This window comes from Umboniibacter marinipuniceus (genome assembly GCF_003688415.1).
In the GTDB taxonomy this organism is placed as follows: Bacteria; Pseudomonadota; Gammaproteobacteria; order Pseudomonadales; family DSM-25080; genus Umboniibacter; species Umboniibacter marinipuniceus.
In genome coordinates, this window is the sequence record NZ_REFJ01000003.1 from 335,524 (window position 1) to 350,107 (window position 14,584).

At 48.8% G+C, this 14,584-nt stretch carries 14 protein-coding genes; 4 read left to right on the top strand and 10 right to left on the bottom strand.

The annotated features are described in order from the left end of the window. Window positions 1-60: 60 nt before the first annotated feature. The 3 genes from argE to ilvD all read left to right on the top strand — a co-directional run bounded on the left by argE (window position 61) and on the right by ilvD (window position 4,543). On the top strand, window positions 61-1,212 hold the full coding sequence (gene argE / locus DFR27_RS07740) for an acetylornithine deacetylase (protein ID WP_121876877.1): 1,152 nt from the start codon (window positions 61-63) through the stop codon (window positions 1,210-1,212). Then, window positions 1,209-2,498 carry an amino-acid N-acetyltransferase gene (gene argA / locus DFR27_RS07745; RefSeq protein ID WP_121876878.1) on the top strand — a complete coding sequence of 430 codons (1,290 nt, stop codon included), beginning with the start codon at window positions 1,209-1,211 and terminating at the stop codon, window positions 2,496-2,498. The genes argE and argA overlap by 4 nt, the downstream gene beginning before the upstream one ends. A 206-nt stretch (window positions 2,499-2,704) precedes the next feature. Beyond that, entirely contained in the window at window positions 2,705-4,543 is a 1,839-nt protein-coding gene (gene ilvD, locus DFR27_RS07750; protein WP_121876879.1) for a dihydroxy-acid dehydratase, read from the top strand. A 140-nt stretch (window positions 4,544-4,683) separates the two neighbouring features. Here ilvD and DFR27_RS07755 read toward each other — a convergent pair whose 3' ends face one another. From DFR27_RS07755 to DFR27_RS07790, 8 genes are all read right to left on the bottom strand, one after another. Then, window positions 4,684-5,511, bottom strand: a complete 828-nt coding sequence (locus DFR27_RS07755; RefSeq protein WP_121876880.1) for a tetratricopeptide repeat protein — start codon at window positions 5,509-5,511, stop codon at window positions 4,684-4,686. A 326-nt stretch (window positions 5,512-5,837) separates the two neighbouring features. After that, entirely contained in the window at window positions 5,838-7,166 is a 1,329-nt protein-coding gene (locus DFR27_RS07760; RefSeq protein ID WP_121876881.1) for a tetratricopeptide repeat protein, read from the bottom strand. Window positions 7,167-7,176: 10 nt separating this feature from the next. After that, the gene (locus tag DFR27_RS07765) at window positions 7,177-7,794 is read right to left on the bottom strand and encodes an energy transducer TonB (RefSeq protein ID WP_121876882.1); all 618 of its coding nucleotides are present in this window, start codon (window positions 7,792-7,794) and stop codon (window positions 7,177-7,179) included. A 10-nt stretch (window positions 7,795-7,804) separates the two neighbouring features. Next, on the bottom strand, window positions 7,805-8,215 hold the full coding sequence (locus tag DFR27_RS07770) for an ExbD/TolR family protein (RefSeq protein ID WP_121876883.1): 411 nt from the start codon (window positions 8,213-8,215) through the stop codon (window positions 7,805-7,807). Window positions 8,216-8,262: 47 nt separating this feature from the next. Further along, window positions 8,263-8,763: a MotA/TolQ/ExbB proton channel family protein gene (locus tag DFR27_RS07775; RefSeq protein ID WP_121876884.1), complete on the bottom strand. Its 501-nt coding sequence runs from the start codon at window positions 8,761-8,763 to the stop codon at window positions 8,263-8,265. Between the two features lie 2 nt (window positions 8,764-8,765). Then, complete coding sequence (locus DFR27_RS07780; protein WP_121876885.1) at window positions 8,766-10,142, bottom strand: MotA/TolQ/ExbB proton channel family protein; 1,377 nt, start codon at window positions 10,140-10,142, stop codon at window positions 8,766-8,768. Next, a complete protein-coding gene (locus tag DFR27_RS07785) occupies window positions 10,139-10,921 on the bottom strand; it encodes a DUF3450 domain-containing protein (protein WP_121876886.1) in 783 nt (260 codons plus the stop codon). The genes DFR27_RS07780 and DFR27_RS07785 overlap by 4 nt, the downstream gene beginning before the upstream one ends. A 358-nt stretch (window positions 10,922-11,279) precedes the next feature. Next, window positions 11,280-11,789 (bottom strand): dihydrofolate reductase, encoded by a 510-nt coding sequence (locus DFR27_RS07790; RefSeq protein ID WP_211327595.1) that lies wholly within the window; start codon window positions 11,787-11,789, stop codon window positions 11,280-11,282. Between the two features lie 174 nt (window positions 11,790-11,963). Between DFR27_RS07790 and DFR27_RS07795 the strand changes: the two genes are divergently transcribed. Then, window positions 11,964-12,815, top strand: coding sequence for a thymidylate synthase (locus tag DFR27_RS07795; RefSeq protein WP_121876887.1), 852 nt, complete (start codon window positions 11,964-11,966; stop codon window positions 12,813-12,815). A gap of 169 nt (window positions 12,816-12,984) precedes the next feature. Here DFR27_RS07795 and lgt read toward each other — a convergent pair whose 3' ends face one another. Further along, window positions 12,985-13,776 (bottom strand): prolipoprotein diacylglyceryl transferase, encoded by a 792-nt coding sequence (gene lgt / locus DFR27_RS07800; protein WP_121876888.1) that lies wholly within the window; start codon window positions 13,774-13,776, stop codon window positions 12,985-12,987. Next, complete coding sequence (locus tag DFR27_RS07805) at window positions 13,777-14,580, bottom strand: sulfite exporter TauE/SafE family protein (protein WP_121876889.1); 804 nt, start codon at window positions 14,578-14,580, stop codon at window positions 13,777-13,779. Between the last annotated feature and the right edge of the window lie 4 nt (window positions 14,581-14,584).

Sequence of the window (14,584 nt, forward strand, 5' to 3'; positions counted from 1 at the left end):
TTCCATGTTAAATTAGTCACTTAATCGCCCCTCTGAGTTCGCCGCAAGGATCATTAACTTATGGATTTAGCACACTATACACAGCGACTAGCCCAACTGGTGGCTATCCCATCCGTGTCATCCACAAGTAGCCAGTATGATCAGTCCAATGAAGGGGTGATCGATCTACTCGCATCGTGGACGCATGCGCTGGGTTTTCGCGTAGAGAAATTGCCGGTACCTAACCACCCCGGAAAGTTTAATCTCGTTGCTACACTAGGCACTGGAAGCGGCGGACTGATTCTCTCTGGCCACTCAGACACCGTCCCCTGTAACCCCGAAAAATGGCAGCAAGACCCTTGGCAGCTCACTCAACGTGACAATGCTCTCTTTGGCTTAGGCGCCACGGATATGAAGGGCTTCTTTCCACTCGCTTTGGCCGCTGCGCAGCGCTTCAAAATTGAACAATATCAAGCTCCTCTTATTCTTCTTGCTACCGCCGATGAAGAATCTTCGATGTCTGGCGCTATGGCACTGCGCGATCAAAGCTATCCTATTAGCCGAGCCGCCGTGATTGGCGAACCTACTGGCCTTACTCCTATTCGCGCTCACAAGGGCGTGATGATGGAGTCCATTCGCATTATTGGCCAGTCGGGACACTCGTCCAATCCTGAGCTTGGTGTGAATGCTATGGATATTGCAACAACGCTTCTTAACTATCTAAAGCGTTTGAAACGAAGTTTACGTGCTCGCTATCAGGACAATCGTTTTGCTATTTCCTATCCAACCATGAATTTTGGCTGCATTCACGGCGGTGACAGCCCAAATAGAATCTGCGGCGAAGTAAATCTTCACTTCGACGTTCGGACGCTACCTGATCTCACCCAAGACCAACTTCGGAATGAAATTGCCGAGTATTGCGCAAAGCTGGCGAGCAAGACTGGCGCTATTATTCATCTCAGGCCTCTCATTAACTCGGTGCCATCTTTTGATGCGGGTATTAGTGAACTTGTAGCGCTCTGCGAACAGCTCACCGAGAACACCGCAGAAACCGTCGCCTTTGGCACCGAAGCGCCGTATTTACAAGCCATGGGCATGGATACTGTTGTGATGGGACCTGGATCAATAGATGTGGCGCACCAGCCCAATGAGTACATAGAACTCTCGCAACTTGAGCCCGCATACGCTTTAATTAGCAAACTTATTCATCACTATTGTATTGCACCGCTATGAAACAACACGAACTCGTTCAATGGTTCCGACAGTCGTCTCCATACATCAACCTCCATCGTCAAACTACGGTGGTGATCAATCTGCGAAGCGAAGTCATCAGTCACGATCATTTTCGCGGCTTTCTGCATGATCTTGCCATTGCTCATAACCTCGGTGTAAAAATTGTGATGGTTTTAGGCGCTCGTCAGGCTATTGATAAGGTGCTGCAACAACAGGGTATCGCCAGCGAGTTCCATCTTGGTAAACGCCTTACATCAAATGAGCTAATGGAAGTCATTGCGGCGGAAGTGGGTAGACTTCGAAACTATGTGGAAGCGAAGCTCTCTATGGGACTCATTAACTCACCCATGCACCAGGCGAACATCACCGTTGTCAGCGGTAACTTCGTGGTTGCAAAACCCTTAGGCGTGGTTGACGGGATAGACTATTTACATACAGGTGAACTTCGCAAGATCAATGCGCCAGCCATTAAGCAGCAGTTAGATAGCGGTAACATTGTTCTGATCAGTCCAATTGGTCACTCCCCAAGTGGTGAGAGCTTTAATTTGGAGGCTGATGATCTCGCTGTTCAGCTGGCATCGTCACTGAAGGCTGAGAAGTTAGTGAGTGTTTACGATCAAGTTCCAACTAGTATTTCATCCAGCCTGAGTATCGCTGAGGCTGAGCAACTCGCTACTGATCAGACAATCACCCATGAATTAGCTCAGCTTATATCCAGTTTATCAAGAGCGGTTGGCTTAGGTGTTGAACGTGCTCACCTGGTTGATATTAATATTGATGGGAGCCTCCTATCGGAGTTATATACCCGCGATGGTCAAGGGGTAATGATTTCCAGTTGTCCTGATTGGATAATTCGCGCGGCGCGTGTTGATGACCTCAACGCTATCATTAACCTCATTCGCCCTCTAGAGCAATCTGGAGCGCTGGTTCGTCGGTCACGCGAACGGCTGGAAGTTGAATTACCCTACTTCACGCTGGTTGAAAAGGATGGAATGATCATTAGTTGTTGCGCGCTATACCCCTTTGAGGATCAAAGCGCTGAAATCGCTTGCGTAGCCACTGCCCCCGAATATCGCGGCACGGGCGTAACCATTCAACTACTTAAGCATATTGAAATAGAAGCGAAGAAGGCGCAACTTAAACGTCTTTTCCTCCTTACCACTGGAAGTATGCATTGGTTCTTGGAACAGGGTTTTTCGCCGTCACAGCTTGACGATTTGCCGGCTTCACGCCGCGATATGTATAACTACCAGCGTAATTCCAAACTGATGGCTAAAACGCTATAGCGGTAAACTCGCGCCATGAACGTCCGCGCTGAATTTAATGCCTCCGGTGTCGCGATTAGCTCAGCGCCTCACGGCGTTTAGCTATAGCCAGTTGTTCACCTCTAAGATAAACAATCCGCATAGCTCCCAGTCGCAAAAATACGGCTAAAGCCCACGTACTGTGGTAATCTTCAAGCATTCTTAACAGCTACTGGGTGAGTTAACATATGCCACGTTATCGTTCGAAAACTACTACTGAAGGCCGCAATATGGCCGGCGCTCGCGCACTCTGGCGTGCTACTGGCATGAAAGATGCGGACTTCCACAAGCCCATAATTGCTGTTGCAAACTCGTTCACACAATTTGTGCCGGGACACGTTCACCTAAAGGATATGGGACAGCTCGTCGCTCGAGAAATTGAGCGCGCAGGCGGTGTGGCCAAGGAGTTCAACACTATTGCCGTAGATGATGGCATTGCCATGGGTCACGATGGCATGCTCTATTCACTCCCGTCACGAGATATCATCTCTGACAGCGTTGAGTACATGGTCAATGCGCACTGTGCCGACGCCCTAGTATGTATCTCAAACTGCGATAAAATCACGCCGGGGATGTTAAACGCCGCTCTGCGTCTCAACATTCCCGTAATCTTCGTCTCCGGCGGCCCCATGGAGGCTGGCAAGACCAAGCTGTCTGAGAACAAACTCGATCTCGTCGACGCTATGGTGATTGCCGCGGATGACAGCGCTAGCGATGAAAAAGTTGCCGAGTATGAGCGTTCAGCCTGCCCAACCTGTGGGTCTTGTTCTGGAATGTTTACCGCCAACTCTATGAACTGCTTAATGGAGGCATTAGGCTTAGCGTTACCGGGAAATGGCACTGTTCTGGCTACCCACGCCGATCGTGAGGAACTATTCCTAGAAGCTGGCAGAACCATCGTTAAGCTAGCGAAACGTTACTATGAGGAAGACGACGCCAGCGCCTTACCACGCAATATTGCCTCGAAGGCCGCATTTAATAATTCGATGGTCCTTGATATCGCCATGGGCGGGTCCACCAACACCATTCTCCACTTACTCGCCGCCGCACAGGAAGCTGAGTTGGACTTCGACCTCAGCGACATTGATGCCCTAAGTCGACAGGTGCCACAGCTCTGTAAAGTAGCCCCTAATACGCCAAAATATCATATCGAAGACGTACACCGTGCTGGCGGTATTATGGGCATCTTGGCTGAGCTGCGCCGAGCTGGGTTGATCGACGATCAAGTCCCGTGTGTGCACGCTAACACGATTGGCGACGCCATTAGTCAGTACGACATCATGACTACCGCCGATGAAGCAATTAAGACCTTCTATAAAGCCGGGCCTGCTGGCATCCCTACCCAAACGGCTTTCTCCCAAAGTTGCCGTTGGACAAGCTTGGATGCCGATCGTGAAAACGGCTGTATTCGCCACCACAACCATGCCTTCAGTGACGAGGGCGGATTAGCCGTACTCTACGGTAATCTCGCCGAAGACGGCTGCGTAGTCAAAACAAGCGGTGTTGACGAATCGATTTGGTATTTCGAAGGAACCGCCCATGTTGTTGAATCTCAAGATGATGCGGTAGATGACATTCTCAATGATCGGGTAAAACCGGGAGCGGTAGTTATCGTCCGCTATGAGGGGCCTCGTGGCGGTCCTGGCATGCAAGAGATGCTTTACCCAACGAGTTATTTGAAGTCGAAAGGGCTTGGAGCTAGCTGCGCGCTCCTAACTGACGGTCGTTTTTCGGGCGGGACCTCTGGTCTATCCATAGGTCACTGCTCTCCTGAGGCCGCTGCTGGCGGAACAATTGCTCTAGTTAACAGTGGCGATAAGATTATTATTGATATCCCTAATCGCTCCATTAACCTGATGGTTTCAGAGCCTGAACTCGCTGAGCGCCGAGCGATTCAAGCAATAACCGGTTTCAAGCCTGCCAAAGCTCGCCCACGTAAAGTGAGTGCAGCGCTAAAGGCTTACGCAATGCTGGCTACTAGTGCGGACAAGGGAGCCGTTCGGGACCTTAGTAAGCTTGATTTCTAAGCCCAGAGTTTTTGGACAGCACATAGAAAAGCGATACAGCTAGCTGTATCGCTTTTTTTCGCCGCTGGAAGTAAGGAGGCTTGCTAAGCACTCCGAAAGTTAGCAAAATCCAGCCAACCTCCTGACGACTTGTTTACTAGCTACGCGTCAACTTGCGTTGTAACACAGGCTTCCACGGGCTCGATAGTCGTTTCGGTCGCCTTACTAAGCTGCTCCACGATTCTACAGCTTCTGTCGCTAGGGTAGAACTCAACAAGTCGTTGTGCTGCAACCAATGCTAACTCATTGCTCTCTACAGCCATGTATGCCGAAACCTGCATGTTATAGTTGTTTTCTTGCGCTCGTCCAGCTTCAACTTCGCGCATTGATATAACTTGAGAGATAGCATCAATCGCCTCGCTAAAGTCCCCTACCTGATAGTTCGCTACAGCCTCTAGCTGCAATTCGTCGACAGTTGGCTCAATTCCCAACTCGGTTGAATACCTTAAATATTCGAGAGCGGTATCCCAATTAGCAGCACTGACTTCGAACTTCGCAAGAGCTAATAATGTTGCCTTCTCAAGCTCTACAGGAATGGCAGCGTTATGAGCTAACAATTGCTGATAGGAAATTGCCGCTCCCTGATAGTCGCCAAGTGATGCCTGGATACCACCCAAGTAACGCCAATACATCGCTTTTTCATAGGCGTTCCAGCGGTCAATATCCCAGCCTTTCATCTCAACGACAGCGGCTTCAAACTGTTGCTGTGAAGATTCAGCCTGAAACAGCTCAAGCACGGGCTCAAAAATCCTCCCAACCCGCGGAGTCATCGGCTGAAATTGCATATCAGTTTTTTCTGAACGGTGTGAGTAAACAAACTGCGTTGAAGGCTCAACACTTAGCGCCTCATCGAGTGCCTGCGTTGATAGTGTCGTTGAAACCAACGCGACGGCTAAAACAGCTACTGAGCTAATACGTAATATATCCATAAAAATTCCTTTTAGTGATCCATTTATAGAGGGCCTAAACGGCTCTCAACTAGCCTCGGTAAAGCGGTAAAGCGGTAAAGCGGTAAAGCGGTAAAGCGGTAAAGCGGTAAAGCGGTAAAGCGGTAAAGAAAGTGTGAATGATAATAATTATCATTCACTTAAATTAGTACTTATATATCGTCAAGTCAACTAATTATTAATCGATGCTCATTCTCTCAACCAGCTGCGACATCAAAAGAAGCACTTCATAAAATCGAGGAACTCAAGTTCGGAAGGCATAAAAAAACCCAGCTCGAAGGCTGGGTTTCTAGGTATGCTAAGCGCGTTTAGCTTTGCAATGAAGCCAGTAGGTCAATCTTCTGCTGAACGTAGTTGATGTAACCGTCAGCATAACGCTGACTCGTACCACTTGAGTTCTTAGCACGTTCAAAGGCCGCTTTCGCTTCCTCAAAACGCTTCAGAGCCATATAAGCCTGACCTTGAAGGATATGAACCTGTGCAACGTCACGGAGACCGCCACCTTGGATAGCTTTACGTGCCGAAGAAATAGTCTCTTCGTACATGCTCTCCTGAAGTTCTGCGCGAGCCAGTAACGACCAGTTTTCGCCGTCATCAGAGAGCTCTGCCGCTTTACGACGCGACTCGATAGACTTCATGTACTCACGTGCTTGATACCACCAGCTAGCAAGATACTCGAAGTTCTTCTGGTTCTCTTCAACAATGCCTGCGTCAATTCCCTCTTGGAAGTACTTTGCAGCCAAGTATGGGTTAGCTTCAGAGTTCCAAAGCGAAGCGAATGTAGAGATCTGACTCTCACGATCAAAGTAACCTTGGTCGTAACAAACCTGCATAGCTGCAAGCGCTTCTGGAATGCGCTCGCGATCTAAGTACATGGAATAGAGGCGCTTCCAGCTGGTTGCAGATGGGTAATGGCGAACCATCACTTCCGCTACACGAAGCATTTCGTTCGGCTGCCCCAACTCGGAGTAAATAGCAAACTCCATGTTGTAATCGCCTTCCTTCGCTTTACCCTGCTTTTCTTCAGAGTCAGCAATAACGACTTTCATATCATCTAACGCACCACGGAAGTCCTGCTTCTGATACTTAAACGTACCTCGAAGCTTGTAACCTTCCATCGTAGGCGTTGGAATCAATTGCCACCACTCATCAATGAATCCGAGTGCACCATCCCAATTCTCATCAACTGCTTCAAGCTTAGAGAGCATCAACAACGTCTCTTGCTCCATACGCGGCTGAATATCAGTACGGTGATTCATCATCTCGACATAACAACGCTTAGCGTTACTATAATCTTCCATTGTGGCGTAGATGCCTGCCTGGTAGCGCCAGAACATCGCTTTCTCGTAGCCATTCCAACGTTCGATGTCGTAGCTCTGAAGAAGCTCTAACGCCGCTTCATAATCAGCAGTCGTTGGGTTCTCCATTTCAAAGACTTCGAGTACTGGCTCAAAGTAGCGTCCTACTCGAGGAGACATAGCCGGAACGCGACGTGTTTCCTGCTGCTCGTCATCCTGAGCAATAGCTGAAAAGCCTACTACGGTAGTCTGGGGCAACTGAGACAGCACCACTGGACCAACGAACATCGCCGACGCTAGAGCGGTAACACGAAACATTTTTGTAACTAATGTTGTCATTTTTTACTCCTTAGTCGTCGCCGAATTCAAACGTAAAACGGTTGCGTACGTTTGGTACCTTAATGGCTACGCCATCAACTACCCGCGGACGATACTTAAACTTCGCCGCCGCACGACACGCTGCACTGTTGAAGATAGTGGTAGGATTGCCCGAAGTCGTTGCCGCCTCGATCACCACACAATCTTCAGTCGTACCCGCCTCGGTAACCGTGTACTGAGCAATCGCGTAGCCTTCAATACCGCGAGACTGAGCTCGACGTGGGTACTGTGGAGCTACCTTAACGATTGGCAAGTACTCGCCATCGGAGACGTTTAAACCGCCGGCATCAAAACCAAGCTCAATACCTGTACCGGCACCGCTGGTATTTAAACCCGCATCGAGATCCGGATCCTGAAACTCAGGCTCTGGAAGGTCTGGTGGTGGCTGGTCTGGCTCTTCTGGTTTCTCTGGCTTTTCTTCTTCCACAATGTCATTGATTTCCGGTTCGGTCATCATGATATCGGGGATAGCCATACGTTTTTTGTCGTCCATTTCAATTTCTTGGTCAATCAGCTTAGCCATAAGCATAAACAGACCAAACGCCACTACAACGGATAGCGCAACGGACGGTAACAATCGTAAATTCATCGCATTCTCCTCAATTATGTAACGTTGAAACGGAAATATCGACTGCGCCTGCCTCTTTCGCCGCATCTTGGACTAAAGCCAACAAGCGGACGTCTGAAGTAGCGTCGGCCTGGATCACGACTTGCGAATCCGGGTTATCTACTAGCATGCGTTCGATAGTAAGACGTAGTGCGTCTTCTTCTACTGTTTTTTTATCCATCCAGATTTGGTTTTCCTTAGAAACACCAATCAGAATGTTCGCATTATCTTTCGAAATTGCCGTCAGTGCTGCGGGACGTTCAATATCCACGCCTGGCTCTTTGACGAACTGCGCCGTAACAATGAAGAAGATCAGCATAATGAACACGACGTCTAGCATCGGTGTTAAATCAATCTGTTGCTCTTCATCTTTGGTCGCTTTCGATAAGCTATTTCTGCGCATGGTAATACCTCGTTAGGTCATAGAGCCGCCCGAGAGCGGCAACTATGTTAATGATCCATGGTCAGATGGTCTTCCAACATCTTGCTTGTAACTTCAGCCTTCTGCTCAAGGTACGTTTTAGCAAATAAGCCAGAAATCGCAATCACCATCCCAGACATTGTTGGTAGTGTTGCTTTCGCAACACCGCCTGTTACGGCTAGCACGTGGAATACTTCAATCATACCGGTAACAGTACCGAGAAGACCGAGTAACGGCGCTAGGGCAACCAAGGTTGCTACCATTGGTAACAACGCTTCAATGCGTTGGCGGGCGCGCGAGATTAACATCTCACGAACCTGGTGAGCGGCCCAGGAAGTGCGTTCAGCACGCTCTTCCCAAGCATCGACAGCTGCTTTGATGTCTTTTTTGACACCAGTCTGGAAGTACCAGATGCGCTCAAAGACCAAAGTCCACAGGATGAACACTAGTACTCCCAACGCCAAGAGCATTGGACCGCCCTTGTCGATGAAGCCGCCTAGTGCCTCCATTTGCATCTGTAACCAAAACATAATTACTTCGCCTCAGAGCGCGTCGCAACGATACCAGTCGCTTGCTCTTCAAGTACTGCAAGTACCGACTTAGAGCGGCCTGCTACGATAGTGTGAAGAAGAACCATTGGGATCGCTACACACAAACCTAGTACTGTGGTCATCAATGCTGCAGAGATACCACCAGCCATTGCTGTTGGGTCACCCGCACCGAAGATAGTAATTGCCTGGAAGGTAATAATCATACCCGTTACGGTACCAAGAAGACCCAGTAGCGGAGCCACTGCACCGATAATCTTGATGATGTTTACACCCTTCTCAATCGCTGGACGCTCTTTCAAGATTTGCTCAGAAATCTTAAGTTCAAGCGTTTCTAGATCAGCAGAACCATTGTCGGCAGCAACCTGTAGGATACGGCCTAGTGGGTTCTTAGTATCAATAGTCTCAGACTTAGCCTGTGCATTAACCTTCGCTGACATACCAACAAGTACGATCATGCGTAGCAGTGCAATCAACACACCAATCACACCAATAGAGATAATGATGTAACCAACTTCTTTACCTTGAGCGATACGCTCTTCGATAGTTGGCGTATCGATCAATGCGTTCAGCAAGGTACCACCAGTAGGACCGGTTGGATCTACCTTGAACGCGGTTAAGCCAGCTGATGCAGTAGCTAGATTCTCTGCACCGGCTAGCGCGTCATCACGCTGACGTGGTAGCTCAGAGACGATACCAGTTGTAGGGTTGAACGAAAGGTACTTACCTTCCGATACCAAGTTGAAAACACCAACTCGAGTAACCGTTTGGTTGTTTGATTCACCGTTCGGGTTAGTAACGTCTGCGTTGAAGCTTACTACTTCGCCCGTAGCAACCATTTCACGCTGAACTTCGAACCAAAGTGCTTCGATCTCGGCGATAGTTGGGAGCTGATCAGAAGTTGTATCCAACTTAGCGATCATGTCAGTAATTGCCTGCTCGCGCTGACCATACTGAACCGAAGTGATTGAGTTCTTGAAGATCTCACGTGAATCACCAGCGAAACCCTGTAGGTGGCCGAAAAGTTCACCAAGATCACCTTTTGCTTCGTTCAAGCGTGAACGTGCATCACGGATTTTCTGAGTATTCTCTTCGTATTCAGCTTCTAACTGAGTAAGAATCTGCTGCTGACGTGTCTCTTCAGCACGAGCTTGACGAAGAAGCGCTTGCTGATTGTTACGTTCACGAGCAAAACGAGCTTCACGCTCTTGGTGCTCTTGAGTCAACGCATAGCGGTTGTTGCGAATATCGTTAAGTAGCTGGTCAAACGTTACCGCAGTTTCATTGTCCTGCGCGATCGCGTTGGCACCAAATGTCGTTGCTACGGCTAGCGCAGCTGATACTAGGAAGTTCTTTTTCATTGTGCTGCCTCCGGTGCGATAGCCGGGATTGTCATAAGATCTGCAGGAGCCTGCTTCTTAGCAATACGTAGACCTTGAATAATTGCAGAACGGTATGCGTCGTCCGTTAGAACTTCCCACTGACCCGAGTTGCTGTTGAATGCGATAGAAGTCTTCTGATCTGAAGACTGAGCCATAAGGGCGACACGGCCAATCTGTAGGACGTTCATTTCCTTAGGACCTTGACCGAAGTCAATAACTTCCGAGTAATGATCAATCTTACGACCGTACTCGTTTTCAATCTTGTAAGCTTCCAAGACCTGACGGAAACGCTCGGCAATCGTTAAGCGTGGGTCAGTCATGTTGTCACGTAGATCAGCGATTCGCTGCTCGCGCTCTGACTTACGGAATGGCATATCAAGTGCCACGAAGTTCTCAAGAGCGGCCAACATACGATCTGTAAGTGGCTGCATCTGACGCTGCATTACAGTTACTTGCTGGATCGATGCTTCGATGTTCGCAATGCTAGCTTCCTGACGATCAATAGACTGTTGCATTTGACGATTGAAAAGCTTCAAACCATCAATTGAGTCATTAACCTGCTTATATTCTGAGATAATGCTATCCGCTTGTTCTTGGATAGCGTCGACACGTTGTTGCGAAGATGCACCATCTTGCGCAACGGCGTTGCCAACTTCGAGGACATTATCAAGTTCGTCTGCTAGTACTGAAGTACCAACAAGCGCACCACCTGATACTGCTGCGGCTAAAACCGCCACTTTCATACGCTGTTTTTTCATTTGAATCCAAACCCCATGTTGGGAATTTATTGTCGTTTACATATTTAGAATATGATGAACAGGCAGTCACCTAAGTGACGGCCAGCGTTAGCTGCATTCTACACACAGCATTACGAAAGTAGCAACGGCATTTAAAAAATGACGGAGACTGCTTTCTTATTATTCGATCACCTACTCACCCGTAAGGTTAGCACTGATCCGTTTATTGCGTAGTTCTAATACCTTTGGGTATAAAAAATACGGAAAAGTATCCACACATTGTGCCTACTCCACTTAAAAAATCCAAGCCCTCAGTCTTAAAAATGCGACCAAAGGTGCGATTTGGGTCACACGAATGACTTAGCCGCGAAATCAAAGCCTAGCGCTGACGGTCGTAGACTAAGAAACTATATGAATAGGGATTGGTTTCGGATGCATCGAAATCGCTACGCGCCACCTCAATCCAACCCGCCAAGTCTGGCATTTCAAAACGCGCATCACCAAAAACGTTGGCTTTGACTTCGGTGAAATAGATACGCGAAGCCTTGTCCAACGCCTGTGCGTAAATATTGGCACCGCCAATCACAACATACTCATCTACACCGTCAATTTCTGCCTGAGCCGAAGCAACTTGGTGAGCGGCCTCAAGATCATAGACAACGGTTACGCCGGGGAAGTTCCACTCGGCATTACGCGTCACCACAATATTCTTTCGCCCCGGCAGCGGCCTGCCGATGGAATCGAAGGTGGCACGGCCCATGATAATGGGCTTAGACATGGTTACTTTACGAAAATACTTCAGGTCTTCAGGGAGATGCCAGGGTAATTTATTATTCACTCCAATTACGCCGTTTTGCGCTGCCGCAACCATCAGTGCACATCGCACCATATTGATTTTACTCCTATCTATAAACCTATTACCTCAACCGCTTACTGGGCCGACGAAAGGTGGTTAAATATCGATGCCAGCTAATTGCTAAGGAAATCTTAAGCTAGCCTTTATTGCCGCATTTAAGACTGATACCATCAATAAATCATTTGCTAACAGCACCGTACAAAACTTATGAAACAATATCTAGATTTATGTCAACGAATTATCAACGAGGGAAGCTGGGTAGCTAACGAGCGCACCGGCAAACGCTGTCTTACCGTCATTAACGCCGACCTTGAATACACCGTTGGCCCCAAAAGTTTCCCGCTGGTTACCACCCGGAAGAGTTTTTACAAAGCCGCTATTGCCGAAGTGCTGGGCTACCTTCGCGGTTACGACAACGCCGCTGACTTTCGTGCCATCGGCACCAAAACCTGGGATGCCAATGCAAACAACAACGAAGCATGGTTAAACAACCCAGTTCGCAAAGGTGAAGATGACTGTGGTTTCATTTACGGCAAAGTTGCGCGAAATTTCCCTAAGCCCGACGGCGGCTCCATTGACTTGCTTAAGCAAATTATTGATGACCTTAGCGCCGGCAAAGATAATCGCGGCGAAATCCTGACCTTTTACCACCCCGGCGCATTTCATCTCGGGTGCCTCCGGCCCTGCATGTATAGCCACCACTTTTCGCTACTAGACGGCACTCTCTACCTCAATAGTACTCAGCGAAGCTGTGATGTCCCATTAGGACTGAACTTTAATATGGTGCAGGTGTATGTTCTATTGGCTTTGGTGGCGCAAATCACTGGGCATAAGCCAGGCAAGGCATTCCATAAGATTGTTAACGCCCATATTTACGAAGATCAGCTGGAGCTTATGCGGGATGTCCAACTCAAGCGCGAGCCGCTGGCATCACCAACGCTGCACATCAACCCGAATATCAAGAGCTTAGAGGACATTGAAACGTGGGTAACCGTAGATGACTTCACCCTAGAGGGCTATGAGTTTCATCCCGCCATTGCCTACCCTTTTTCAGTGTAATCAACCGTGGTGATAGCTCGCTAATTTTCAATGTAGACAACAGTGGTGTTAGGTCGCTAACACCACTTCAATAGCAATGATACACTCAACCTGACTAACATTAATCAGGCGCACCCTGCCACTCACATCAGTTCTACAAAGACAAAATCGCAAGCTTGTTAGCAAGCGACTATTTACCGCGCTGTCTCACCGCCAACACAAGCAGTACAACACCGCCTAAAATCATTGGCACGCACAGTTCCTGACCACGTGTTAACCCTCCTAGTATAACCGACGTAATACCTTCGTCTGGTTCGCGAAAGTACTCCACGATGAAACGGAAGACTCCGTAGCCCAGGAGGAAGATGCCCGACGCCGTATAACGCGGCCGCGGTTTTAAGGTTACCAAAAACAAAATAACAAACAGTACAAGCCCTTCGAGAAACGCTTCAAAAAGCTGCGAGGGATAACGATAGAGCTGCGCGGGGTCGTTGGGAAAGATCATTCCATAGGCGAAATCTGCTGGAGCTTCACGCCCCCACAACTCTTGGCCAATGAAATTACCCAGGCGCCCTAAGCCCAGCCCAATGGGGGCTAACGGCGCGACAAAGTCAATGACATCGAAAAATGGCTTGTTGATCCGCCTTGCATAGAACATGATAGCCACGATCACACCGAGTAGGCCGCCGTGGAAAGACATTCCACCCTCCCAGATCCGCAGCGCCCATAGCGGATCTGAAAGAAAATAATCAAAACCGTAAAACAGCACGTAACCCAAGCGTCCACCCGCAATGACACCCAGCGCGCCATAACTAATGAGATCCTCAACTTGATTGCGAGCCAACGGGCTGTCAGTTCGGTTAGCCCGATACCACGCCAAACCAAAGGCAAAGGCTAGGCCAAACAGGTACATTAAACCGTACCAGTGGACCTCTAGCGGACCTAACTTAAAGGCGACAGGATCAAACTTCGGATAGATCATTTAAACAACTCCCAGCAGTGCAGCCACTACCAATACCAGGTAGGCTGCGAAACTCTTTTTTAATTTTGACGGGTTAAAATGGTGAGCCAGCGCAACGCCCAGGGGCACGGTAAGGGTGCTGGTAAGCAACATTCCTAACACAGCCGGCAAATAGATAAAACCAACGGAGTAACTCAAACCCTCAAGCTCGCCATAGCCGAAAAACGCGTAGCTCAAGGTGCCGCTAAGTGCGATTGGCACACCACAGGCCGCAGCCGTCCCAACGGATTCGTGCGCACTAAACCCTCGATAGTTTAGCCATGGCACCATCAGTGCGCCGCCACCAATGCCAAATAGCGATGATAACCAGCCAAAGCCAAAGGTAGTTGAAGCGCCACCAAGCGAAAAGCCCGAAGCATCCTTTGAGGCATGACGCTGCGGTGACCAGTTGGAAGCCATTTGCAGTGCCACCAATAACAAAAAGAAAGCGAATAAAATTATTAGCCAGCGACTATTAACTTCCGAGGCCACGAGTGAACCAACGCCAACCCCTAAGATTAGCGACGGCGCCGCCCATTTCACCACCCGCCAATTTACCGCTTGGCGCCGTGAATGCTGCTTAGCGGAACTAACACTGTTAAAGCAAATCAATGCGAAGGAGGTTCCCACTGCCACTTGCATGACCAGACTGGCATCAACGCCCAAACCAAGCAATACGAATACCAACGCCGGCACCATCACGGTGCCGCCACCCACACCAAATAGCCCCGAGACAAAGCCAGCAAAGGCACCCAGGACGAGGAAAATTAGCCATTCAATAGTCATAGAG